The organism is Rhizobium quercicola (assembly GCF_021168455.1).
GTDB lineage: Bacteria > Pseudomonadota > Alphaproteobacteria > Rhizobiales > Rhizobiaceae > Ferranicluibacter > Ferranicluibacter quercicola.
The window spans coordinates 239,084-261,947 of sequence record NZ_JAJOZR010000007.1; the positions used below are offsets into that span (position 1 = coordinate 239,084).

Genomic DNA, 22,864 nt, shown 5'->3' on the forward strand with positions numbered 1-22,864 from the left:
GCCATCGCTCTCAGGCCGTGCAGTTGCCGCAATGCCCGCGCATCTCGATCGTGGTCTTCTCGGTCTTGAACTGCCGCTTGGTGGCCAGCGCCGCCAGACGGTCCTCGATCTCGGGGTCGCTGATCTCGCTCACCTGTCCGCAATCCTCGCAGATTGCAAAGGCGATCACGGCCTTCTCCGGTCCGTGATCGTGCGGATGGGTGCAGGCAACAAACGCGTTGAGGCTCTCCAGCCGGTGCACGATGCCGAATTCGGTCAGCTTCTCCAGCGCCCGGTACACCTGCAGCGGCGCGCGGAACCCCTGGTCGCGCAGCTTGTCGAGGATCGTATAGGCGCTGAGCGGCGCCTCGGCATGGGTCAGCGTCTCCAGGACCAGCGCCTGGTTGCGGGTCAGCTTGCGTGGCTCCATCAGTGATGTCCTTCCGGCGGTGAATACGGCGTGCCGTCCCGGCTGCGCCGGCCGATCGGCAGCAGGCTGAGGACGAAGATGACGAGGGCGGCGACCACGATCGAGGGGCCGGACGGCGTGTCGAAATGCAGCGAGCCGAACAGCCCGCCGACCACAGACACCGCACCGATCAGCGAGGCGAACACCGCCATGATCTCGGGCGAGGCCGAAAAGCGGCGTGCCGTGGCGGCGGGAATGATCAGCAGCGAGGTGATCAGCAGAATGCCGACGATCTTCATGGCGATGGCGATGACCAGCGCCATCAGCAGCATGAAGAACAGCCGCGACCGCTCGGGGTTCAGCCCCTCGGCCTCGGCGATCTCCGGATTGACCGTGGAGGCCAGCAACGGGCGCCAGAGCATGACCAGCGCCATGAGAACGAGGATGCCCCCGCCCCAGACGATGTCGATATCGGCTTCCGACACGGCGAGAATGTCGCCGAACAGAAAGCCGACGAGATCGATCCGCACCCAGGTCATGAAGGCGACGATGACGAGGCCGATGGAGAGCGCCGAGTGCGAGAGAATGCCGAGCAGCGCGTCCGTCGAGAGCCCGCCGCGCTTCTGCAGCGCCAGCAGGAGCAGCGACACCATCGCCGCGACGATGAACACGCTCACCATCAGGTTCAGGTCGAGCAGCAAAGAGAGGGCGACGCCCAGCAGCGCCGAATGGGCCATGGTGTCGCCGAAATAGGCCATGCGGCGCCACACCACGAAGCAGCCGAGCGGCCCGACCGTGATGGCGAGACCGACGCCGGCGATAAGGGCGCGGATGAAGAAATCGTCAAGCACGGTCGCGCTTCCCCGGTTCGAGCCGCTTCAGGCGGATCTGGCTGTGGCCGCATCCGCAGCTTTCGTCATGCACGTGGTCCGCAACGGCCGTATCATCCGCGTGGTGGCCATCATCGGGATGGCAATGGTCCGTCAGGCTTCCGTCCGCATGCAGGACACGGCCGTCGGGCAGATGGGTGTGGTCATGATCGTGATTGTAGACGGCAAGGGTTTGTGCGGCCTTCACTCCGAACAGACGCTGATATTCCGGGCTCTGGCTCACGGCCTGCGGCGTGCCGCGGCAGCAGACGTGCCCGTTGAGGCAGATCACCGTGTCCGTCTCCGCCATCACCACATGCAGGTCGTGCGAAATCAGCAGAATGCCGCAGCCGGTCCGGTTGCGAATGGTCTTGATCAGGTCGTAGAGCGCGATCTCGCCGGAAAAATCCACGCCCTGCACCGGCTCGTCCAGCACGAGAAGATCCGGCCGGCGGGCGATCGCCCGCGCCAGCAGCGCGCGCTGAAACTCGCCGCCGGACAAGTGCTGCACCTCCGCCCGCGCCAGATGCAGGATCCCCGTGGAGGACAACGCCTCGGCAATCTCGGCGCGTTTCAGCGGCCCCGTCAGCGTCATCAGCCGCTCGACCGTCAGCGGCAGCGTCCAGTCGATGGCGAGCTTCTGCGGGACATAGCCGACCTTCAGGCCGCCGATCCTGTCCACCCGCCCCTCGTCCGGCTTCAGCACGCCGATCGCGGTCTTGGCCGTGGTCGATTTTCCCGAGCCGTTCGGCCCGATCAACGTCACGATCTCGCCGCGCGAGACGGAGAAATCGACGCCCCGCACCAGCCATCGGCCGCTCCGGCGGATGCCCACCTCCCGCAGCGTCACCAGCGCATCGCGCCCGGCGCGCGCAGGCCCGCCCGAACGCGCGGGCGCGCCCGTACGCGAAGGGGCGGCATGGGAATGAGCGTCGGTTTCGGACATCGGAAATTTCCCGGAGGACCCTGTTGCCAGCGGCTATGCCACACGTTATAGCATAACGCAATTGATGTAATAACATTACGAAGAGATTACAAGGTGTTGGCACCCGCCCCGATTACGGCCGACATCGTGAAACATCGCCCGTCCGCCCGCCGCCCGCAGACCTGTCGTCGCAAGGCATGGCGACCGGACCCGCATGAACCCTGCAGGAGCTTGCCCATGCCCTTTCGCGCCTCGCTGATCCTGGCCGCCACCGCCCTCCTCGGCGCCGGCACGGCCCACGCCCGCACACCCGACGTGGTCGTGTCGATCAAGCCGATCCACGCGCTCGTCGCCTCCATCATGGCCGGTGTCGGCGAGCCGAAGCTGATCGTGGAAGGTGCCGCCTCCCCCCACACCTACAATATGAAGCCCTCCAATGCCGCGGCGCTCGAAAAGGCCGATATCGTCTTCTGGATGGGCGAAGGCATGGAGCACTTCCTGGAGAAGCCGCTGGAAACGCTGGGCTCCAGGGCAACCGTCGTCGCGCTCGAGGAGGCGCCGGGCGTGGAAAAACTGCCGCAGCGCGAAGGCGGCCCCTTCGAGCCGCACGACGATGGCGACGAGGCCGAAGGGGCCCATGCCCATGAGGCCGCGGACGTCCATGACAAGAAGCATGCCGGCGACCTCAAGCATGCGCACGACGACGGCGCCTTCGACATGCATTCCTGGCTCGACCCGCGCAACGCCAAGGCCATGGCCGCCGAGATCGAAACCGTGCTGGCGAAGGCCGACCCCGAGCATGCTGCGACCTACCGCGCCAACCGCGCCACGCTGGACGCCCGCATCGACGCCCTCGACCTCGCCATCGCCGCGACGCTCGCCCCGATCAAGGATCGCCCCTTCATCGTCTTCCACGATGCCTACCAGTATTTCGAAAACCGCTACGGCGTCACGGTCGCCGGCTCCATCACGGTCAGCCCGGAAACGACGCCGGGCGCCCAGCGCCTGAAGGACATCCGGGCCAAGATCGCAACGCTCGGCGCCACCTGCATCTTTGCCGAACCGCAGTTCGAGCCGAAGCTGGTCAATGTCGTGCTGGAAGGCACGAACGCCAGATCCGGCACGCTCGACCCCGAGGCGGGAACGCTGACCGCCGGGCCGGACCTCTACTTCCAGCTGATGAACGGCATCGCCCAGTCGCTGGCAAACTGCCTGTCCCAGGAGGGCTGATCGCCTCGCACAAGGTCCCTTTGCCATCATCCCGGCTTCGGTAAAAGACAGGCTAGACGCTATGACGGGACGATTGGCAAACGCAAACAAGGCGTATGAGAGCGGCGACTATATGGCCGCGCTCACGCTCTTGAGCAGCATGGTCGATGACGGCGCGGATACCGCCGTGCTGACGCTGCTCGGGCAAAGCTTCCAGAAGCTCGGCCTAGAAAAGGATGCACTCGATCTCTTCAGCCGCGCCGTCAATCTCGATCCGACGCCCGCAGCTCTTCAGCGCGCCGCCCTCTCGGCCGTCGCCGTGGGGGACGATGCGCGGGCGCTGCTCTATGGTATGCGGCTCTTCGTGATCGAGCCCGACAACGCGCCTGTGGCAGCTCTCGTCGCCGCCACCTTCATTCGCTCGGGCGATCCCGCGTCGGCGCAACTCGTCCGATCGGCTCTGGTCGAGAGCGAAGACCCCGCCCATATCCATCTCGCCGCTGAGCTATACGCCGAGGAGAACCGCGATCCGGCAGCCCTTACCGTCTATCGGAAACTGGCACGGCTGAACCCCGACGATCCCTATGCTCAGGCCACCTACATGGCGATCGCGCGGGATTTCTGCGATTATGACGCGCTGGCTGACCTCGAGCGTCGATGGGAAACGGCCTCCTGGGACACCACGACGGCAACGCCACGGCTCCTCGAAGCGGAAACGGCCTATGCCAATCTCCTCCACTGCGACAACGAGCGCCTGAACCGGCTGGCGACCAACGGCACCTCCCGAGACCGCTCGAAGCCGGCCTTCTCCGGCCGTCCCCTCATGAGCCGGAAGCGCGGCACGCAGCCGCTGCGGATCGGCTACCTCTCCAGCGACTTCTGGAGCGGCCATGCCACGATGCGCCTGCTGCAGGCCGTCCTCACCCTGCACGACCGCAACCGGTTCGACGTCACGCTCTATTGCCACACGCCGGAAGAGTTTACGCAAATCGATTCCTGCGACCGGACGCTCTGGGGGCGCATCGTCCCGATCCACGCCCTGTCGGACGCGGAAGCCGCCCGGAAAATCCGGGCCGACGGCATCGACATTCTGGTCGATCTCAAAGGTTCGACGTCCGGCAACCGGGGCGCCATCCTCAACGAGAACGTCGCAGCCGTGCAGATCGCCTGGCTCGGCTTTCCCGGAAGCAACATCGGTATCGACTGCGACTACGTCATCGGCGACCCGATCGTCACGCCGCCAACATCGGCGCCCGTCTACCACGAGCAGATCTGCCGCCTGCCCGAGACCTACCAGCCGAATGACCCGTTCCACCGCGCCCTGCCGCCTGCGACCCCGCGTGCCGCGCTCGGCCTTCCCGAAGATCGCTTCGTCTTCGCCGCCTTCAACGTGATGCGGAAGATGACGATCGGAACGATCGACATCTGGGCCGAAATTCTTCGACAAGCGCCGGAGGTCCTGCTCTGGGTCCTGGTCGACGGCGATATCGCACGCGAAAACTTCCGAAGGGCCATGGCGTCCCGCGGCGTCGACGAGACGCAGATCGTCTTTGCCGCCAAAGCCTCCTATGAAACCCATATCGCCAGGCTTCAGGCCGCCGACCTCGGCCTCGATACCTTCCCCTATAACGGGCACACCACCACATCCGACCAGCTCTGGGCCGGCCTCCCGGTTATCACCATGCGAGGACGGAATTTCGCGTCGCGGGTGTCCGAAAGCCTGCTGACGGCGATCGGCCTGCCCGACCTCGTCCTGCCGGATCGGCAGGCGCTGATCGATCGGGCCGTTGCGCTTGCACGACATCCGCAAGAGATCGCGAGCCTCAGGCAGCGGCTGGTCGACAACAGGGATTGCGCGCCGCTGTTCGATGCCGAGCGTTTCTGCCGCCACCTCGAAGCCGCCTATGAGAGAATGGCCGACAGGGCGAGGCTGAGGTTGCCGCCGGCATCGTTCGACGTACCGGCGCTGCCGAAGCGGACGGGACCTTTTCGCTGAGAGTGGACACCGCAGCTCCGCAAGGGGAGCTGCGGTGGATTTGGCTTAACGGCCGGAGGCGAGACCCACGATCACGCCGGTCGCGACGCTGATGAGCAGGAAGTCGTTGTCGACCTTGACCCAGCGCTGGCCGCGCGGCGGGGCGTTCAGGCGGTATCGGCGGTAGTCGCGGATCTCGGCGGTGCGGCGGCGCTCGGCCGGCGACAGGCGGTGGCCACGGGCCCAGCGATTCTTGCGCACGACCGTCTTCTTGATCGTGGTGGTCGTCTGACGCTCGACCGTCCGGCCCCGCGCGCCGTCATGCCGGTCCTGCGGCGCGGCGAAGGCGCCGGGCGCAGCAAGGAAGGATGTGGCGAGAAGGATGATGATGAGGCGTTTCATGAGGCATGTCCTTCGTGTTTCGAGACAGCCGGAACCTAGGCCCGGGATGATGAACGGGAAATGAAGGCACACATTACATTTCCGTAACCATATCAGCATATTATAAGTCATTCATCATCAAACGCTTGAAATTGGATGACACACCGCCGTCGATTGGCTCGCCCCACACGGATTAAAACCCTGGCCACACCGTCTCTTCGACTTTCGTCGCATGCATGCCAAACCGCTTGAACACAGGCCTGAAATCCGCACTGTGGCAGGAGAACGGCCGCTGGGGAGAGCGGCAGAGAGGGAGGACATCGACATGACACCATTGCTGGGCCTCAGCCGCCTGATCGACGCGACGACGGAGTTCATCGGCAAATCCGTGACCTGGCTGATCCTCGTCGCCGTGCTCGTCAGCGCCGGCAACGCGATCGTCCGCAAGGCCTTCAACCTCTCGTCCAACGCCTGGCTGGAAGCGCAGTGGTACCTCTTCGGCGCCGCCTTCATGCTGGCTGCGGCCTACACGCTGAAGCAGAACGAGCACATCCGCATCGACGTGGTCTACGGCAATTTCTCGCGCCGTGTGCAGCACTGGATCGACCTTCTCGGACACCTTCTGTTCCTGATGCCGTTCGTGCTCGTGATGATCGTCTACCTCATCCCCTATGTCCGCATGAGCTACGTCTCCGCCGAAATGTCCTCCAGCGCCGGCGGTCTCATCCTCTGGCCGGCCAAGGCGATCCTGCTCGCCGGCTTCGTGCTGCTGGCCTTCCAGGGCGTGTCCGAGATCATCAAGAAGATCGCCATCATGCGCGGCGACATGGACGATCCCGCCCCTTACGTGCCGACGCATGCGCCGCTGGAGATACCGGCAAATCCCGCGCCGGAGGTGCGCCCGTGATCGAGTTCATCGCCGAAAATCTCGCGCCCATCATGTTCCTCTCGCTGATCGTCTTCATGTTGATCGGCTATCCCGTCGCCTTCTCGCTGGCTGCGAACGGCCTCCTGTTCTTCGTCATCGGTGTTGAACTCGCCCCCTATTCCGACAGCATCAACCTGTCCTGGCCGCTGCTCAACGCCCTGCCGGATCGCTTCTGGGGGGTAATGTCGAACGACACGCTGCTCGCAATCCCTTTCTTCACCTTCATGGGCATCGTGCTGGAAAAATCCGGCATGGCCGAGGATCTGCTGGATACGATCGGCCAGCTGTTCGGCCCCGTCCGCGGCGGGCTTGCCTATGCCGTCATCTTCGTCGGAGCGCTGCTGGCCGCCACCACCGGCGTGGTCGCGGCCTCCGTCATCGCCATGGGCCTCATATCGCTGCCGATCATGCTGCGCTACGGCTACGACCGCAGCATCGCCTCCGGCGTCATCGCCGCCTCCGGCACGCTGGCGCAGATCATCCCGCCCTCGCTGGTCCTCATCGTCCTTGCCGACCAGCTCGGCCGCTCGGTCGGCGACATGTATGCCGGCGCACTCATCCCGGGCCTCGTCCTCACAGGCCTCTACATGGGCTATGTCCTGCTGATGTCGTTCCTGAAGCGCGAGGCCATGCCGGCGCTGCCGCTGGAGGCGCGCACCCTCGGCTCGGGGGTCACCTCGCTCCTCGTCGCCCTCGTCGTCGCCTTCGCCTTCGCCTATGCCGCCCATGTCCTGCTGTCACCGACCTATGGGCCGGATGCCGATATTCTCGGCGGCACCTGCGGCGTCGCCTTCATCTACGTCGTCGCCCTCATCGACCGGGCGACGAAGCTCAACATGATGTCGCGGCTCGCCCAGCAGGTCATCATCGTCCTCATCCCGCCGCTGGCGCTGATCTTCCTCGTGCTCGGCACCATCTTCCTCGGCATTGCCACGCCCACGGAAGGCGGCGCCATGGGCGCGGTCGGCGCGCTGGTCATGGCCGGCGCCAAGGGCCGCCTGTCGATGGAGGTGATCCGGTCGGCGCTCGCCGCCACGACGCGCCTGTCGGCCTTCGTCCTCTTCATCCTCATCGGCGCCCGCGTCTTTTCGCTGACCTTCTACGGCGTCAACGGCCATATCTGGGTCGAACATCTGCTGACGGCCATGCCGGGCGGGGAAACCGGGTTTCTGATCGCGGTCAATGCGCTCGTCTTCTTCCTGGCCTTCTTCCTCGATTTCTTCGAGCTCGCCTTCATCATCGTACCGCTGCTCGCGCCGGCGGCCGACAAGCTCGGCATCGATCTCATCTGGTTCGGCGTACTGCTCGGCATCAACATGCAGACGAGCTTCATGCACCCGCCCTTCGGCTTCGCGCTGTTCTACCTGCGCTCCGTCGCTCCGAAGATCCCCTATCTCGACCGCCTCACCGGCAAGATGACGCCGCCGGTGACGACCGGGCAGATCTACTGGGGTGCCGTGCCCTTCGTCTGCATCCAGATCCTCATGGTGGCCCTGACGATCATGTTTCCACAGATGGTCATGCACTACAAGGGTGACGGCGCCGTGGTGGACCCGAACACGATCAAGATCGAGGTGCCCGGCTTCGGCACCAATGGCGGTGGCCTGAGCCTGCCGGGCGGCCTGCAGCTTCCGTCCGGAAACCCGCTCGACGGCACGAAACCGGCCGACCCAGCCGCGGCACCGCCCATGAACGACCTCAGCGCCCCGCCGTCGTTCAAGTGAGCGCGGAAGACTCGAAGGAAACGGCCGGGCTCATCCCCGGCCGTTTCTCGTATGGTAAAACCGACAAACGAAACCGCCGGAGCCCGTGTTCGACAACGGGCTCCGGCGGAGGTTTTTGAAGGGGTGAAAGGGATCAGAGCTTGCCGTTGCGCTGCTGGATCATCATGAACGTATCGTAGTTGTATTCCGCGATCTGGGCGTTCAGGTAGAACTCGGCGCGGAAAGCCTTGATCGAGCCCCAGATCTTCTTGAAGGCCGGGTTCGTCGCTTCCATCTCGGCATAGACGGTGTTGGACGCGTCGAAGCAGGCGGAGAGAATATCGGCGCTGAAGGGGCTGAGCTTGGCGCCGGAGGCCACAAGGCGCTTGATCGCGGCGGGGTTCAGATAGTCGTACTTCTGCAGCATATTGGCGTCCGCCGCCTGGCAGGCGGTGCGCAGCAGCGACTGGTAGGCCTTCGGCAGGCCGTCGAAGGCCGCCTTGTTGAACATGGCGTGGACGGTCGGGCCGCCCTCCCACCAGCCGGGATAGTAGTAATAGGGTGCGACCTTGTAGAAGCCGAGCTTCTCGTCGTCATAGGGGCCGACCCATTCCGCCGCGTCGATCGTGCCCTTTTCGAGCGAAGGATAGATGTCGCCGCCGGCGATTTGCTGCGGCACGACGCCAAGCGTCTGCATGACCTTGCCGGCAAAGCCGCCGACACGCATCTTCAGGCCCTGCAGGTCGGCAACGGTCTTGATCTCCTTGCGGAACCAGCCGCCCATCTGCACGCCGGTATTGCCGCCGGGATAGGCGACCAGACCCTGCGGCGCCAGGAACTCGTTGAACATGTCGATGCCGCCGCCGTGATACTGCCAGGCATTGTGGCCACGCGCGTTGAGCGCGAAGGGAACGGCGGCGCCCAGCGCCCAGACCGGGTCCTTGCCCCAGTAGTAATAGGAAACCGTGTGGCAGGCCTCGACGGTGCCGGATGCCGCCGCATCCGCCGCCTGCAGGCCGGGAACGATCTCGCCGGCCGCAAAGACCTGGATCTGGAAATTGCCGTCGGTCGCCTCGGACACGTATTTCGCGATAACCTCGGCACCGCCATAGATCGTGTCGAGCGATTTCGGGAAGGACGACGTCAGTCGCCAGGAGACTTTCGGTGTGGTCTGCGCGATGGCGGGTGCTGCCAGAACGGTTGCAGCGGCGGCTCCCGCGCCGCCAATCCCTGCCCGGCGAATAAATGAACGACGATCCATGTCCTGTCCCTCCTCCTGTCGCAGTCAGCCGGTAGAATGCCGGTCTGTCCTCCCTGCGCGCGCCCTTGCAGGCATCCGATCCCACACGCGGTTTCCCTCGATGGACCGCCTGCCCGAACAGGAGATTACACGCCCCGGTCGCCGTGTCCAGCAAAGGCGGCGCGCGGTCCGTTCGACTTTCGCAGCAATTCAACTTTCGCAGCAAAGGGAGACAGGTCCATGACGACGACAGGTTTTCTGCAGGTGCACCATTACCGGCAATAATTTTCCCGCAGGGTCGGACAACCGGTGATAGCCGACCTCGGCCAGGCGATGACACGCCCCTATGATGCCCCTATCAACAGACCGGAGACTTGCATGAAACGCTTCCTTCTGATCGGTGCCGCCCTTGCCGCACTGACCGCTTCCGCCCATGCCGACGACAAGCTGCTGAACGCCTCCTACGATATCTCGCGGGAGCTGTTCGAAAAGGTCAACGAAGCCTTCGTCGCCAAGCATCCCGGCGTCACGGTCGACCAGTCGCATGGCGGATCGTCGAAGCAGGCGCGCGCCATTCTGGAAGGTCTGGAAGCCGATGTCGTCACGTTCAACCAGGTGATCGACATCGACGCCCTCGTGAAGGGCGACTTCGTCACCGACGACTGGAAGACGGATTTCCCGAACAACGCCTCGCCCTACTTTTCCTTCCCGGCCTTCCTCGTGCGGGAGGGCAACCCGAAGGGCATCAAGGACTGGAGCGACCTCGTCCGGGACGACGTCAAGGTCATCTTCCCCAATCCGAAAACCTCCGGCAATGCGCGCTACACCTATCTCGCAGCCCTCGCCTTCGCCAAGGAGACCTTCAAGGACGATCCGGCCAAGGTAGACGCGTTCATCGCCAAGCTGTTCGACAATGTCCCCGTGTTCGACACCGGCGGCCGCGCCGCCACCACGACCTTCGTGGAGCGCGAGACCGGCGACGTGCTGATCACCTTCGAGGCGGAAACCAAGGGCATCGCCAAGGAATTCGGCGAGGACAAGTTCGACATCGTCGTTCCCTCGGTCAGCCTGCTCGCGGAATTCCCGGTCGCCGTGGTCGACAAGGTCGTGGACAAGCATGGGACGCGCGATCTCGCGAAATCCTATCTCGACTTCCTCTACACGCCCGAAGGCCAGACGATTCTTGCCGAGAACGGCAACCGCGTGAACGACGCGACCATTGCGGCGAAGTTCAAGGACCAGTTCCCGGACGTCCGCCTTCTCAAGGTCGAGGACGTGTTCGGCGGATGGGCGAACGTGAAGAAGGAAGAGTTCGCCGAAGGCGGCCATCTCGACAAACTTTACGGCAGCCGTTGATCGCAGGGCCGATCTATGGAAAACGGAAGCCGCGGCGGGACACGACGTCCCCCGCGGCTTCCATCCGTTTGCAGCCTGCCCCATCGTCACCCGTGATGACCAGGCTGCGGCCCATGAACGACCGCAGGACGGCCTCCGCCGCGCCCGCGACCTGACAGAAAGAGGACCGGCCTTGGCTCGGCGCATTCTTCCCGGCTTGCCGCTGACCCTCGGCATCACGCTGGTCTATGTCGCCGTGATCGTGGTGCTGCCGCTCGGCGCGCTGATCTTCAAGGCGGCCAGCCTCGGTCCGGGCGATTACTGGACGATCGTCTCCTCCGACCGTGCCGTCGCCAGCTATCGCGTGACGCTGCTCTGCGCTGCCGCCGCGACCGCCTTCAACCTCGTCTTCGGCATGGCGCTCGCCTGGGTCATCGTGCGCTATCGCTTCCCCGGCCGCCGCATCGTCGATGCGCTGGTGGATCTGCCCTTCGCGCTTCCGACCGCGGTGGCGGGCATCGCGCTGACGACGCTGTTTGCGAGCAACGGCTGGTTCGGCAGTGCCTTGTCGAGCCTTGGCATCAAGGTCGCCTACACCCCCCTCGGCATCATCATCGCCATGGCCTTCACCAGCCTGCCCTTCATCGTGCGCACGGTGCAGCCGGTGCTGGAAGAGCTCGACGGCGCGCTGGAAGAGGCCGCACAAACGCTGGGCGCGAGCGATGGCGAGATCTTCGCCAAGGTGCTGCTGCCGCAGCTCTTCCCCGCCCTCCTCGCCGGCCTGTCGCTGTCCTTCGCCCGCAGTCTCGGGGAGTTCGGCGCCATCATCTTCATCGCCGGCAATCAGCCCTACGAGACGGAAATCACCGCCCTCCTCGCCTTCATCCGGTTGGAGGAATACGACTACCCCGCCTCCGCCGCCATCGCCTCCGTCATGCTCATGGCCGCGTTCCTGATGCTCGCGATCACCAATATCCTGCAGACCCGCGCCATGCGCTACACGGTGAAGGGCTGACCATGACCCGGACGAAAACCCGCCGCCCGCCGCGCATCGGCGAAAAGCCGCTCTTTCGCAACGCCCTCATCACGGTCGTTCTGGTGCTGGTCGCACTGGTCATTGTCGCCCCGCTCGCCATCATCGGCGTGCAGGCCTTCTCCAAGGGCGCGGCGTTCTTCGCAAAATCGATCACCGACCGCGACACCGTGCACGCGATCTGGATGACGGCGCTGACGGCGCTGATCGCCGTTCCCATCAACACCATCTTCGGCGTGGCCGCCGCCTGGGCCATCACCAAGTTCGACTTTCCCGGACGCCGCCTGCTGCTCGTCGTCATCGAGATCCCCTTCTCGGTCTCCCCGATCGTCGCCGGCGTCGCCTACCTCTTCGTCTACGGCCTTCAGGGCCTGTTCGGCGAGACGCTGCAATCGGCCGACATGAAGATCCTCTTCGCCTTGCCCGGCATCGTGCTCGCCAGCCTCTTCGTCACCGCCCCCTTCGTCGCCCGCGAACTCATTCCGCTGATGCAGGCGCAGGGACGCGATCTGGAGGAGGCCGCGACCTCGCTCGGCGCCAGCGGCTGGCGGACATTCGTCTCGGTCACGCTGCCCAACATCAAATGGGCGCTGCTCTACGGCGTCATCCTGTGCAATTCCCGCGTCATGGGGGAATTCGGCGCCGTCTCGGTGGTCTCCGGCAATATCCGCGGCCAGACCAATACGCTGCCGCTGCATATCGAGCTGCTCTACCACGACTATAACGCGGTCGGCGCCTTTGCCGCCGCCTCGATCCTTGCCAGCCTCGCCATCGTGACGCTGATCGCCAAGGTCGCACTGGAGCGCCGCGGCGCCGGCCGCGTCCGGCGGCCGGCATTGGCGGGTCCGACCCTTGAAACGACTGAACCGGGGATATCCAAGCCGTGAAGATCCGCCTCGATACGATCGTCAAGACCTTCGACACCTTCCGTGCCGTTCACGGCGTCTCGCTGGAGATCGAAAGCGGCGAGCTGGTCGCTTTGCTCGGCCCTTCGGGCTCCGGCAAGACGACGATCCTGCGCATGGTCGCAGGCCTCGAATATCCCGATGAGGGCGCGATCTATTTCGGTGAGGAGAACGCCACCGACATCGAGGTCCGCCACCGCGGCGTCGGCTTCGTGTTCCAGCATTATGCGCTCTTTCCGCACATGACGATCGGCGAGAACATCGCCTTCGGCATGAAGGTCTCCAAGACCCGCCGCTCGACGGCCGAGATCACGGAGCGCGTGGCCGACCTCCTCAAGCTGGTCCAGCTCGACGGGCTGAAGGATCGCTTCCCCGCGCAGATCTCCGGCGGCCAGCGACAACGCGTGGCGCTGGCGCGCGCGCTCGCGGTCGATCCGAAGGTGCTGCTGCTCGACGAACCGTTCGGCGCGCTCGACGCCAATGTGCGGCGCGACCTTCGTCGCTGGCTGCGCAAGATCCACGAGGAGCTCGGCATCACCACGCTCTTCGTCACCCACGATCAGGCCGAAGCGCTCGATCTCGCCGATCGCGTCGTCATCCTCGACAAGGGCCGGATCGTGCAGACCGGCACGCCGGAAGAGGTCTGCCGCGCGCCGGAAAATGCCTTTGTGATGAATTTCCTCGGCGATGCCAACCGCTTGAGGGCGACGGTGACGGCCGGTCGCGCCAGCGTCAACGAGGTCCTGTTCGATGCGGCGGGCGTGCCCGACGGTCCGGCGGAGGTGTTCTTCCGCCCCGCCGACGTCATCTGGCGCGAGGACGGCGCCGGCATCCCCGCCGTCATCCTGCGCGTCATCGATCGCCCGGATTCCAAGCGCATCCTCGCCGTGACCGCAGACGGCCAGCATGTCGAGTTCGACACCGCGCCGGAATTTCCCTTCCGCACGACGGCCCGCGGCACGCTGGAAATCCTGCGCCCACGCGTGTTCGCCACCACGACGGCGTGAGGCGGAGGCTCGGCAAGCCGGCACGGGGCCGGCTCGCCCATTCTTAAGCCCTCAGGCCCGTTCGGCGGACTTGGCCCAGAGGTTGATGTCGGCCTCGCGGGCATAGGTGTCGATCTCGGCCAGTTCCTCGGCCGTGAACGCCAGATTGTCGATCGCCTTGACGCAATCCACGATCTGCGACGTCTTGCTGGCGCCGATCAGCGCCGACGTCACGCGTCCGCCGCGCAGCACCCAGGCGATCGCCATTTGCGCGAGCGTCTGGCCGCGACGGGTGGCGATCTCGTTGAGCTTGCGGACGTTGTCGATGACCTCCGGGCGGATGAGGCGCTGGTTGAGATAGTGGTTCAGCGCAGCGCGGCTGTCGTCGGGAATACCGTTCAGATACTTCGTCGTCAGCATGCCCTGCGCCAGCGGCGAGAACACGATGGAACCGACGCCGAGATCCTCGACCGTGTCCAGCAGGCCGTCATCCTCGACCCAGCGGTTGATCATGGAATAGCTCGGCTGGTGGATCAGGAGCGGCGTGCCGAGGTCCTTGAGGATCGCGGCCGCTTCGCGGGTCCGCTGCGAGTTGTAGGACGATATGCCGACATAGAGCGCCCGGCCGGAGCGGACGATATGGTCGAGCGCGCCGCAGGTCTCTTCGAGCGGCGTCTCGGGATCGAAGCGGTGCGAGTAGAAGATATCGACATAGTCGAGACCCATGCGCTTCAGGCTCTGGTCGCAGGAGGCGATGAGATACTTGCGGCTGCCCCATTCGCCGTACGGACCCGGCCACATATCGTAGCCGGCCTTGGAGGAAATGATCATCTCGTCGCGATAGGGCTTGAAGTCCTGCGCAAAGATCGCGCCGAAGGCCGTTTCGGCAGCGCCGTAGGGCGGGCCGTAATTGTTGGCGAGGTCGAAATGGGTGATGCCGAGATCGAAGGCCGTCTGGCACATCTCGCGCTTCAGCGCATGCGGCGTCGTTTCGCCGAACGTGTGCCACAGCCCGAACGAGATCGCCGGCAGCTTGAGACCGGAGCGGCCGCAGCGGTTGTAGATCATCGTGTCGTAGCGGGTGTCGGCGGGATGCCAGGTCATGGTGTTGTCCTCCGTTCGTCGGTGTTGGCGTGGTCTATCGCAGAACGCCCGCTGCAGGAACCGCTACACGGATTTTGTTTGCGTCGGGGGTAAACCAGCCCCTCACCCTAATCCTCTCCCCGCTTGCGGGGAGAGGGGACGTGCCATGCGTGATGTTTTCATATGGAGCAGACGCAGTGCCACGAGTCCCTTCGCCCCGCCTGGCGGGGAGAAGGTCCCGGCAGGGGGATGAGGGGCGGCCCTGACCGTCGCCGTCTACCGCAGCAGCGCCCGCGCCGCCTCGATGCCGAGCGGGGCCGGCTGGGTGCAGGTGGTGGTGAGATCGACGAAGCGACCCTCGTCGCCCGACTTCAGGATCGAGACCATGACATCGACGCCGTGCAGGGTGCGCTCCAGCGAGCAGCGCGGGTCCCGGCCCTCGGTGATCGCCTGCGCCATGTCGGCAAGGCCGGCCGTGCGGTAGTTCGCGAGCGGACCCTGCGCATGGTCCTGGTTCTCGACGGAGAACGGGTGATCCCAGCGCTCGACCGGCGAGATCTCCTTGCCCTTGCCGCTGACCTCGACCTTGCCGCCGAAGAAGTTGGGGTCCGGCACGTAGAGCGAGCCCTCCGTGCCGTAGAGCTCCATATTCCCGTGGCGATGCGACCAGACGTCCCAGCTCGCCGTCAGCGTCACCGTCGCGCCGCTGTGGAATTCGAGGAGTGCGTGGATATTGGTCGGCGTCTTCACCGGGATGACCTGCCCCTTGCGCGGCTCGCTCGAGATCGTGCGGGTCTTCGCCGCCTTGGAGGCAAGGGCCGCGACGCGCTTGATCGGGCCGATGAGGTTGATCAGGTTGGCGACGTAATAGGGCCCGAGATCGAGCACCGGACCGGCGCCCGGCAGGAAGAAGAAGTCCGGGTTCGGATGCCACATTTCCATGCCCGGGCTCATGACGTGGCAGGTGCCGGAGGTCACGCGGCCGATACGGCCGCTATCGACCTGGGCGCGGGCCAGCTGATGCGCCCCGCCGAGAAACGTATCCGGCGCGCAGCAGACCGTGAGGCCCTTCGCGGTCGCAAGCGAGCGAAGCGCCTCGCCCTGCTCCAGCGTCAGAACGAGCGGTTTTTCGGAATAGACATGCTTGCCCGCTTCCAGAATCTGTCTGGAGACGGGAAAATGCGCGTCCGGGATCGTCAGATTGACGACGATATCGATATCCGGGTTGGCGAGGAGGTCATCGATCGACTGCGCCTTGACGCCGTACTCGCCGGCCCGTGCTTCGGCCGCAGCCGGGTTGATGTCGGCGCAGGCGCGGATCTCGATGCCCTTGAACAGGGGCGCGAGCCGGAAATAGGTGGTGGAGATATTGCCGCATCCGATGATGCCGACGCCGAGATCCTGTGTCATGACGTATGTTCCTTTGAAAAGGTCGTGCTGTCAGAAGGTCTTGATAGAGGCGATGGAGCGCTCGGCCAGACGGGCAAGATCGCTCGGATTGTCGTGCTCGACGATGTAGGTCGTGGCCGGCGTCGCGGCGAGACGGGCGTAGAGCCCCTTCCAGTCGACCGTTCCATGTCCGACATCCGCCCAGCCGTCTTCGTCCGTATTCTCGCCGGCCGCGGCGATGTCCTTGACGTGAACCGCGGTGATGCGGTCGGCATAGCGGTCGATCCAGGCCAGTGGATCAGCACCGCCGCGGATCACCCAGGCGATGTCGGCTTCCCATTCGAGATCCGGGCCGCCCTCGAAGATCAGGTCCATCGGCACGGTGCCGTCCGGCAGGGCCTTGAATTCAAAGTCGTGATTGTGCCAGCCGAAACCGAGCCCGGCTGCCCGGACTTTCTCTCCGGCCTTCTGCAGCCGGGCACCGAAGGCCTTCCAGCCAGCCGCATCCGTCGGACGGTTTTCGGGCAGGACATAGGGGCAGTAGATCGTTTCGATGCCGAGTATCTTCGCGACTTCGATGGCGCGTTCCGGATGGCTCTCCAGCATGTCGAGGCTGAAATGCCCGGTCGGCATGGTCAGCCCGTTGCGGTCGAGATCGGCCTTCAGCGCCGTCACCGCGCTGTCGTCGTGATCGCCATAGAGCGCGCCATAGCCTTCGACCTGTGTATAGCCGGCCTTGGCCACGAGATGCAGGGCATCGGACAGCGGCGGAAAGTTGCGGGCGGAGTAGAGCTGGAAGCTGAGCGGTCTCATGGGACTGTCCTTTTTCAAAAGAATGCGGGTCGATCTGCGGCTCCGTCGGGGAGCGTCAGCCGGCCGAGGATTGCAGGTCGTAGGCGGTGAAGGCCGGCGACGGGCCCTCGCCCGGCGTCGTCGGTGTGAAGCGAACCGTGCGGCTTGTCCCCGCGGTCAGGTCGAAGGCGTTGTCGCTGAAGCGGCCGGGAACATCGGCCTCGACCATCACGTGGAGAGCGAGGCCCTTTGCCGAGATCGTGACATCGATGCCACCATCTCGAATGGCCGTCGTCATTTGCAGGCCGGAGGGTTCGAGATCGAGCGCCTTGTAGGTTCCGGGAACGTAGTGCCCCTCGCCCCGCGCGCCGTCCGATGCCTCGAAGCTCCAGAAGAGCAGCATGCCGTCCGGGACATCGGCCGCGGAAAGCTCGACGAGCGTTGCGGCGCGATCGGCCGGGCACGTGCCGCTTGCCGCCATCAGCGGACGGCGCTCCCCCGACAGCGAGACGAGGAACGTCTGCACCTCGATGCTGACATCCGCCCGCGTGTCGTTGACCATCGAAAGCGCAATGGTCTTCCCATCGTCGGACGGGATCGCGGCGACGGCGACCGGCTGGAAGAAGCGGCGCACCATGTAGTGCATGGCCTTCCAGCTGCCGCCATAGTCGAGGCTCGACCACGATGCGACCGGCCAGGTGTCGTTGAGCTGCCAGTAGAGCGTGCCCATGCAATGGGGTTTGAGCGACCGCCAGAACTCGACGGCCGTCTTGATGGCGAGGCCCTGCTGGATCTGGCTGAGATAGACGAAGCTCGAAAAATCCTTGGGGAAGCGGAAGTAGCGGAACATGGTGCCCGCGATCCGCTCGTTGCCGCCCGCATTCTTCTGGTGGCTCTCCATCACCGGCGAGGCGATGTTGAGGTCCTTGGCCGCGGCGAATTGGTGGATGACGGGCATGGACGTGTAGGACTGGAAACCGAACTCCGAGCAGAAGCGCGGGCGCACGGTACGGTAATTGTCGAACGACTTGTTTTCGTGCCAGACGGACCAGTAGTGCATGTCGCCGGCGCCGTCCGCGTGCCAGGCATCGCCGAAGTTGAGCGGGCCGACGGCCGGGCTCGACGGCCACCAGATCAGGTCCGGCGCAGCCTTCTTCATCGTGGTCTCGATGGTCCGGTTCAGGCGGTCGTAGGAGACGAGATAGCGATCGCGATCCCTCCGGCTCTCCTCGAACCAGGTCAGCGCGCCCACAAGCTCGTTATCGCCGCACCAGAGCGCGATGGAGGGATGCGACGACAGGCGGCGCACCTGATCGTCCACTTCGGCCGCGACGTTGTCGAGGAAGTCCGTGGTCGAGGGATAGAGGTTGCAGGCGAACATGAAGTCCTGCCAGACCATGAGGCCCAGCCGGTCGCAGAGGTCGTAGAACCAGTCCGGCTCGTAGAAGCCGCCGCCCCAGACGCGGATCATGTTCATATGCGCATCGACCGCCGACTGCAGCAGATCTTCGACGCCGGCCTGCGTGACGCGCGAAAACAGCGCATCAGCCGGAATCCAGTTCGCCCCGCGGCAAAAGATCTCGACGCCGTTGACCCGGAAGGCGAAGCGGCTGCCGGCCTCGTCCGGATCGGTCAGAAGCTCGATCCTGCGGAAACCGATCGTCTTTGAGACACGATCGCCAGCGACAGAGACGATAAGGCGCGACAGTGGCTGCGCGCCGCTGCCGGCCGGCCACCAGAGGTCCGGTTGCCGGACGGAAAAGACGTGCTCGACCGTGGTCGTCCCCCTGGCAAGATCGACGTCCAGCGTCTGCACGGTGCCGTCGAGATCGACGGTGACGGAGGTGTGGCCGTGATGTGCGGCAAAGAGCGTGGCGGTGACGACGAGATCGACCGAGCCGTCGTCCCGCCAATCCTGCCGCGTCGTCACATGCTCGATCCGCGCCGCCGCCAACCGCTTGAGAAGCGGCGGCTCGTAGACGCCCAGAGGGGCGATGGCGATGTTCCAGTCCCAGCCGAAATGGCACTGGACCTTGCGCAGCATGCTGCCGTTGGGAATAGGAGAATTGGCGGTGGAATAGGGAATGTAGAAGGGCTGCCTGGCCTGCCGCTCGGCGCTCTCGCGCACGGAGGATTTGATGACCAGCTTCAGCCGGTTCACGCCGGGAACGAGCTTGCCGGTGACGTCGGGGCGGTGGCGGCGGAAGCTGTTGTCGGCCTCGAGCACGAGGGCGTCGTTGAGATAGACATCCACCACCGTGTCGAGCCCGGCAAGGTCGAGATACCAGCTGTCGGTCGCGGCGGCATCGGTGATGTCGAAGGTGTGCTCCAGCACCCAGTCCTGTTCGGCCACCCACTGCACGTCGGCCTCGTTGCGGCCGACATAAGGGTCCGGGATGATGCCTGCTGCGAGCAGCGCGCTGTGGACATCCCCGGGGACCGGCATGGTGAGGGTGTGTTTCGCGTCGAGGCTCGACAGCGCCCAGGTGCCGGAGAGATCGGTGGTGTGGGTGGTGGCAGTGTTGGTCATTTCGGGTCTCTGCTCGGTCATGTTTGCTCGGTTCGTTTTGCGACAAGGCCGCAATCGCTCAGCGCGCTGCGAGGTCGCAGCCCCTCATCCGCCTGCCGGCACCTTCTCCCCGCGAGCGGGGCGAAGGGACTCGCAGCGGCCTTTAGGCACGTCCCCTCTCCCCGCAGGCGGGGAGAGGGCTAGGGTGAGGGGCAGCGGCACATCAAAGCGCCTGTCGTCACAGCCGTTGCTCCGTGCCCGCATCGAAGATCGAGGCCATGCCCATGTCGATGCCGAGGCGGACCTGCGAGCCCGGGGCATAGCGCCGGGCACCGGCGATCCGCACCGACATGGTCTGTCCGGCCAGCTTTAGCCAGAGAAGGTTGTCGGCGCCCATCGGCTCCTCGATATCGACCACGGCGGCATGCGCATCGCCGCCGGCCGGCACGTCGTCCACCGTCACATGCTCCGGGCGAATGCCGAGCACGACGTTGGTGCCGGGGCGGATGGGTGCGCGAGCGGGATAGGCGTCGATGGCGAAATCCACGCCGCCGACATGCACGACCTTGCGGCCGCCCTTCTCCTCCACCGCGCCGCGGAAGAAGTTCATCGACGGCGAGCCGATGAAGCCCGCGACGAAGAGATTTTCCGGTGCATTGTAGATTGTCATCGGATCGGCCAGCTGCTGGATGACGCCGCTCTTCATGACGGCGATGCGGTCGGCCAGCGTCAGCGCCTCGATCTGGTCGTGCGTGACGTAGATCATCGTGTTCTTCAGCGACTGGTGCAGCCGCTTGATCTCCACGCGCAGTTCCGAGCGCAGCTTGGCGTCGAGGTTCGACAGCGGCTCGTCGAACAGGAAGACGTCGACGTCGCGAACGAGGGCCCGTCCGATGGCCACGCGCTGGCGCTGGCCGCCGGAAAGCTCGGCCGGCTTGCGCTTCAGGAGCGGCTGGATCTGCAGGATCTCGGCGGCGCGGGCGACGCGCTTATCGATCTCAACCTGCGGCATCTTCGCGACCTTCAGGCCGAAGGACAGGTTCTTCTCGACGGTCATCTGCGGGTAGAGCGCATAGGACTGGAACACCATGCCGATCCCGCGGTCCTTGGGCTCTTCCCAGGTGACGTTCCTGCCCTTGATGAAGATCTGCCCGTCGGTGATTTCCAGAAGCCCGGCGATGCAGTTGAGCAGCGTCGATTTTCCGCAGCCGGACGAGCCGAGCAGCACGAGGAACTCGCCGTCGCGGATATCGAGGTTGAGGTTCTCAAGAACGGTGACCGCGCCGAAGCTCAGCGACAGATCCTGGATGGAAACGCTTGACGTCATGAGGATCAGCCTTTCACGGCGCCGGCGGCGATGCCGCGGACAAACAGGCGCCCGGAAACGAAATAGACGATGAGGGGAACGGCGCCGGTGAGAAGCGTGGCGGCCATGTTGACGTTGTATTCCTTCACGCCCTGCACCGAATTGACGATGTTGTTGAGCTGGACGGTGATCGGATAATATTCCGGCCGGGTGAACACGACGCCGAACAGGAAGTCGTTCCAGATGCCGGTGATCTGCAGGATCATGGCGACCACGAAGATCGGCAGCGACATGGGCAGCATGATCCGAAAATAGATCATCCAGAACCCCGCCCCGTCGATCCGCGCCGCCTTGAACAGCTCCTCCGGCAGCGAGACGAAATAGTTGCGGAACAGCAGCGTCAGGATCGGCATGCCGAAGATCGAGTGCACGATGATGAGGCCGGTGAGCGTACCGTAGATGCCGAGTTCGCGCAGGATGATGACCAGCGGGTAGATCATCACCTGATAGGGAATGAACGCCCCGATGATGAGGACGATGAAGAAGGTCTCCGACCCCTTGAAGCGCCAGTTGGCCAGCGCATAGCCGTTGATCGAGGCAAGCGCGATGGAGGCGATGGTGGAAGGCACGGTGATGCGCACCGAATTCCAGAAGCCGCGCGACAGGCCGTCGCAATTCAGCCCGGTGCAGGCGCTGGACCAGGCCTTCACCCACGGCTCGAAGGTGATCTCGACCGGGGGCGAGAAGATGTTGCCGAGCCGGATCTCGGGCATGCCCTTCAGCGAGGTCACGACCATCACGTAGAGCGGCAGCAGGTAGTAGCAGGCGAAGACGAGCAGCGTTCCGTAGACCATGATGTTGGTGCCGGAAAAGGCGCGGGCCGGGCGCTTGCCGCGCGGACCGGCGGCCAATTGCGGTCTGGCAGCGTCGATCGCGGCAGCGGCGGTGTTGAGGGAGGCGATATCAGCCACGCTTGCGTCCTCCGAATTCGAGATAGGCCCAGGGAATGATGATGATCGCGACGGCCAGCAGCATCATGGTGGAGGCTGCAAAGCCCTGGCCGAGGTTCTGGGCCTGGAACATGTAGTCGTAGACGTATTTCGCAGGAACTTCGGACGCGATGCCGGGTCCGCCGCTGGTCTGCGCCACCACGAGGTCGTAAACCTTGACGATGCCGGAGGCGATGATGACGAGCGTGGTGATGAAGACCGGCCGCATCATGGGAATGACGATGAAGAGATAGGTCTTCCAGGCGGGAATGCCGTCGATGCGCGAGGCCTTCCAGATCTCCCCGTCGATGCCGCGCAGGCCCGCCAGCATCAGGCACATGACGAGGCCCGTTCCCTGCCAGAGCGCGGCGATGAGGATGCCGTACATCACGAGGGCGGGATCGTAGAGCGGATCGAAGCGGAAGGACGTCCAGCCGAGCGAGCGGATGACCGACTGGATGCCGAATTCCGGATTGAGGATCCACTGCCAGACGAGGCCGGTGACGATGAAGGAGAGCGCGAAGGGATAGAGGAAAATGGTGCGGAAGGTGTTTTCGAACCGGATCTTCTGATCCATCAGCGCCGCCAGCAGGAAGCCGATCATTAGGCTGAAGATCAGCGAGAAGATGCCGTAGATGCCGAGATTGACGATCGACACCGTCCAGCGGGGTGCGGCCCACAGGCGCTCGTACTGGTCGAGGCCGACGAAGCTCATGCGCGGCAGCAGCCGCGAATTGGTGAAGGAATAGAGCACCGTCCAGAGCGTGCCTCCGGCGAAGATGACCACGGCGGTGAGGATCATCGGAATGGACGCGATCTTCGCGCTCATATTGCGGAAATACTGGTTCGGCCGGGTGGATCTTCGGGCCGGTAGGGCAGCTGTTGTCGCTGGAACCGTCATCGTCAGGCGCCTCCTCGT

At 64.7% G+C, this 22,864-nt stretch carries 20 protein-coding genes; 8 read left to right on the plus strand and 12 right to left on the minus strand.

Annotation, left to right across the window (positions count from 1 at the left end; genetic code table 11):
• Window positions 1–10: 10 nt before the first annotated feature.
• The 3 genes from LRX75_RS12790 to LRX75_RS12800 are packed head-to-tail and all read right to left on the minus strand — an operon-like array spanning window position 11 to window position 2,203.
• Complete coding sequence (locus LRX75_RS12790) at window positions 11–409, minus strand: Fur family transcriptional regulator (protein WP_231814898.1); 399 nt, start codon at window positions 407–409, stop codon at window positions 11–13.
• Window positions 409–1,239 (minus strand): iron chelate uptake ABC transporter family permease subunit, encoded by an 831-nt coding sequence (locus LRX75_RS12795; protein WP_113148839.1) that lies wholly within the window; start codon window positions 1,237–1,239, stop codon window positions 409–411. Before LRX75_RS12795 ends, LRX75_RS12790 begins: the two co-directional genes overlap by 1 nt.
• Window positions 1,232–2,203: an ATP-binding cassette domain-containing protein gene (locus LRX75_RS12800; protein ID WP_231814900.1), complete on the minus strand. Its 972-nt coding sequence runs from the start codon at window positions 2,201–2,203 to the stop codon at window positions 1,232–1,234. Before LRX75_RS12800 ends, LRX75_RS12795 begins: the two co-directional genes overlap by 8 nt.
• A gap of 216 nt (window positions 2,204–2,419) precedes the next feature.
• On the opposite strand from LRX75_RS12800, the gene LRX75_RS12805 reads away from it, so the two are divergent.
• Both LRX75_RS12805 and LRX75_RS12810 read left to right on the plus strand, forming a co-directional pair.
• Window positions 2,420–3,412 (plus strand): zinc ABC transporter substrate-binding protein, encoded by a 993-nt coding sequence (locus tag LRX75_RS12805; protein WP_231814902.1) that lies wholly within the window; start codon window positions 2,420–2,422, stop codon window positions 3,410–3,412.
• Between the two features lie 73 nt (window positions 3,413–3,485).
• Window positions 3,486–5,387: an O-linked N-acetylglucosamine transferase, SPINDLY family protein gene (locus LRX75_RS12810; protein ID WP_231814903.1), complete on the plus strand. Its 1,902-nt coding sequence runs from the start codon at window positions 3,486–3,488 to the stop codon at window positions 5,385–5,387.
• Between the two features lie 45 nt (window positions 5,388–5,432).
• On the opposite strand, the gene LRX75_RS12815 is transcribed toward LRX75_RS12810, so the two are convergent.
• Entirely contained in the window at window positions 5,433–5,768 is a 336-nt protein-coding gene (locus LRX75_RS12815) for an RcnB family protein (protein ID WP_231814905.1), read from the minus strand.
• Between the two features lie 304 nt (window positions 5,769–6,072).
• Between LRX75_RS12815 and LRX75_RS12820 the strand changes: the two genes are divergently transcribed.
• Both LRX75_RS12820 and LRX75_RS12825 read left to right on the plus strand, forming a co-directional pair.
• Window positions 6,073–6,654: a TRAP transporter small permease subunit gene (locus tag LRX75_RS12820; protein ID WP_231814907.1), complete on the plus strand. Its 582-nt coding sequence runs from the start codon at window positions 6,073–6,075 to the stop codon at window positions 6,652–6,654.
• Window positions 6,651–8,399, plus strand: coding sequence for a TRAP transporter large permease (locus tag LRX75_RS12825; protein WP_231814909.1), 1,749 nt, complete (start codon window positions 6,651–6,653; stop codon window positions 8,397–8,399). The genes LRX75_RS12820 and LRX75_RS12825 overlap by 4 nt, the downstream gene beginning before the upstream one ends.
• Window positions 8,400–8,532: 133 nt before the next feature.
• On the opposite strand, the gene LRX75_RS12830 is transcribed toward LRX75_RS12825, so the two are convergent.
• Window positions 8,533–9,639 carry a TRAP transporter substrate-binding protein gene (locus tag LRX75_RS12830; RefSeq protein ID WP_231814911.1) on the minus strand — a complete coding sequence of 369 codons (1,107 nt, stop codon included), beginning with the start codon at window positions 9,637–9,639 and terminating at the stop codon, window positions 8,533–8,535.
• 357 nt (window positions 9,640–9,996) lie between these two features.
• Between LRX75_RS12830 and LRX75_RS12835 the strand changes: the two genes are divergently transcribed.
• The 4 genes from LRX75_RS12835 (at window position 9,997) to LRX75_RS12850 (ending at window position 13,898) form a co-directional block, all read left to right on the plus strand.
• On the plus strand, window positions 9,997–10,974 hold the full coding sequence (locus LRX75_RS12835) for a sulfate ABC transporter substrate-binding protein (protein WP_231814913.1): 978 nt from the start codon (window positions 9,997–9,999) through the stop codon (window positions 10,972–10,974).
• 172 nt (window positions 10,975–11,146) lie between these two features.
• On the plus strand, window positions 11,147–11,968 hold the full coding sequence (gene cysT, locus LRX75_RS12840) for a sulfate ABC transporter permease subunit CysT (protein ID WP_231814915.1): 822 nt from the start codon (window positions 11,147–11,149) through the stop codon (window positions 11,966–11,968).
• Window positions 11,969–11,970: 2 nt separating this feature from the next.
• Window positions 11,971–12,873 carry a sulfate ABC transporter permease subunit CysW gene (gene cysW, locus LRX75_RS12845; protein ID WP_231814917.1) on the plus strand — a complete coding sequence of 301 codons (903 nt, stop codon included), beginning with the start codon at window positions 11,971–11,973 and terminating at the stop codon, window positions 12,871–12,873.
• Window positions 12,870–13,898 (plus strand): sulfate/molybdate ABC transporter ATP-binding protein, encoded by a 1,029-nt coding sequence (locus LRX75_RS12850; protein WP_231814919.1) that lies wholly within the window; start codon window positions 12,870–12,872, stop codon window positions 13,896–13,898. Before cysW ends, LRX75_RS12850 begins: the two co-directional genes overlap by 4 nt.
• A 51-nt stretch (window positions 13,899–13,949) precedes the next feature.
• Here the strand turns inward: LRX75_RS12850 and mgrA are convergent, their stop codons facing one another.
• The 7 genes from mgrA to LRX75_RS12885 all read right to left on the minus strand — a co-directional run bounded on the left by mgrA (window position 13,950) and on the right by LRX75_RS12885 (window position 22,846).
• Window positions 13,950–14,981: an L-glyceraldehyde 3-phosphate reductase gene (gene mgrA, locus LRX75_RS12855; protein WP_231814921.1), complete on the minus strand. Its 1,032-nt coding sequence runs from the start codon at window positions 14,979–14,981 to the stop codon at window positions 13,950–13,952.
• A gap of 255 nt (window positions 14,982–15,236) precedes the next feature.
• The gene (locus LRX75_RS12860; RefSeq protein ID WP_231814923.1) at window positions 15,237–16,370 is read right to left on the minus strand and encodes a Gfo/Idh/MocA family protein; all 1,134 of its coding nucleotides are present in this window, start codon (window positions 16,368–16,370) and stop codon (window positions 15,237–15,239) included.
• Window positions 16,371–16,400: 30 nt separating this feature from the next.
• Window positions 16,401–17,162: a sugar phosphate isomerase/epimerase family protein gene (locus LRX75_RS12865; RefSeq protein WP_231814925.1), complete on the minus strand. Its 762-nt coding sequence runs from the start codon at window positions 17,160–17,162 to the stop codon at window positions 16,401–16,403.
• Window positions 17,163–17,217: 55 nt separating this feature from the next.
• Complete coding sequence (locus LRX75_RS12870) at window positions 17,218–19,671, minus strand: glycoside hydrolase family 2 protein (RefSeq protein ID WP_231814927.1); 2,454 nt, start codon at window positions 19,669–19,671, stop codon at window positions 17,218–17,220.
• Between the two features lie 217 nt (window positions 19,672–19,888).
• Complete coding sequence (locus LRX75_RS12875) at window positions 19,889–20,977, minus strand: ABC transporter ATP-binding protein (protein WP_231814929.1); 1,089 nt, start codon at window positions 20,975–20,977, stop codon at window positions 19,889–19,891.
• A gap of 5 nt (window positions 20,978–20,982) precedes the next feature.
• A complete protein-coding gene (locus LRX75_RS12880) occupies window positions 20,983–21,927 on the minus strand; it encodes a carbohydrate ABC transporter permease (RefSeq protein WP_231814931.1) in 945 nt (314 codons plus the stop codon).
• The gene (locus tag LRX75_RS12885; RefSeq protein WP_231814933.1) at window positions 21,920–22,846 is read right to left on the minus strand and encodes a carbohydrate ABC transporter permease; all 927 of its coding nucleotides are present in this window, start codon (window positions 22,844–22,846) and stop codon (window positions 21,920–21,922) included. Before LRX75_RS12885 ends, LRX75_RS12880 begins: the two co-directional genes overlap by 8 nt.
• Window positions 22,847–22,864: the final 18 nt, after the last annotated feature.

Excerpts from the sequence above, each read along its gene's own strand:
- LRX75_RS12790 (WP_231814898.1), bottom strand. The coding sequence starts at position 409 with ATGGAGCCACGCAAGCTGACCCGCAACCAGGCGCTGGTCCTGGAGACG.
- LRX75_RS12800 (WP_231814900.1), bottom strand. The coding sequence starts at position 2,203 with ATGTCCGAAACCGACGCTCATTCCCATGCCGCCCCTTCGCGTACGGGC.
- LRX75_RS12805 (WP_231814902.1), top strand. The coding sequence starts at position 2,420 with ATGCCCTTTCGCGCCTCGCTGATCCTGGCCGCCACCGCCCTCCTCGGC.
- LRX75_RS12815 (WP_231814905.1), bottom strand. The coding sequence starts at position 5,768 with ATGAAACGCCTCATCATCATCCTTCTCGCCACATCCTTCCTTGCTGCG.
- LRX75_RS12820 (WP_231814907.1), top strand. The coding sequence starts at position 6,073 with ATGACACCATTGCTGGGCCTCAGCCGCCTGATCGACGCGACGACGGAG.
- LRX75_RS12830 (WP_231814911.1), bottom strand. The coding sequence starts at position 9,639 with ATGGATCGTCGTTCATTTATTCGCCGGGCAGGGATTGGCGGCGCGGGA.
- LRX75_RS12835 (WP_231814913.1), top strand. The coding sequence starts at position 9,997 with ATGAAACGCTTCCTTCTGATCGGTGCCGCCCTTGCCGCACTGACCGCT.
- cysW (WP_231814917.1), top strand. The coding sequence starts at position 11,971 with ATGACCCGGACGAAAACCCGCCGCCCGCCGCGCATCGGCGAAAAGCCG.
- mgrA (WP_231814921.1), bottom strand. The coding sequence starts at position 14,981 with ATGACCTGGCATCCCGCCGACACCCGCTACGACACGATGATCTACAAC.
- LRX75_RS12860 (WP_231814923.1), bottom strand. The coding sequence starts at position 16,370 with ATGACACAGGATCTCGGCGTCGGCATCATCGGATGCGGCAATATCTCC.
- LRX75_RS12865 (WP_231814925.1), bottom strand. The coding sequence starts at position 17,162 with ATGAGACCGCTCAGCTTCCAGCTCTACTCCGCCCGCAACTTTCCGCCG.
- LRX75_RS12870 (WP_231814927.1), bottom strand. The coding sequence starts at position 19,671 with ATGACCAACACTGCCACCACCCACACCACCGATCTCTCCGGCACCTGG.
- LRX75_RS12875 (WP_231814929.1), bottom strand. The coding sequence starts at position 20,977 with ATGACGTCAAGCGTTTCCATCCAGGATCTGTCGCTGAGCTTCGGCGCG.
- LRX75_RS12885 (WP_231814933.1), bottom strand. The coding sequence starts at position 22,846 with ATGACGGTTCCAGCGACAACAGCTGCCCTACCGGCCCGAAGATCCACC.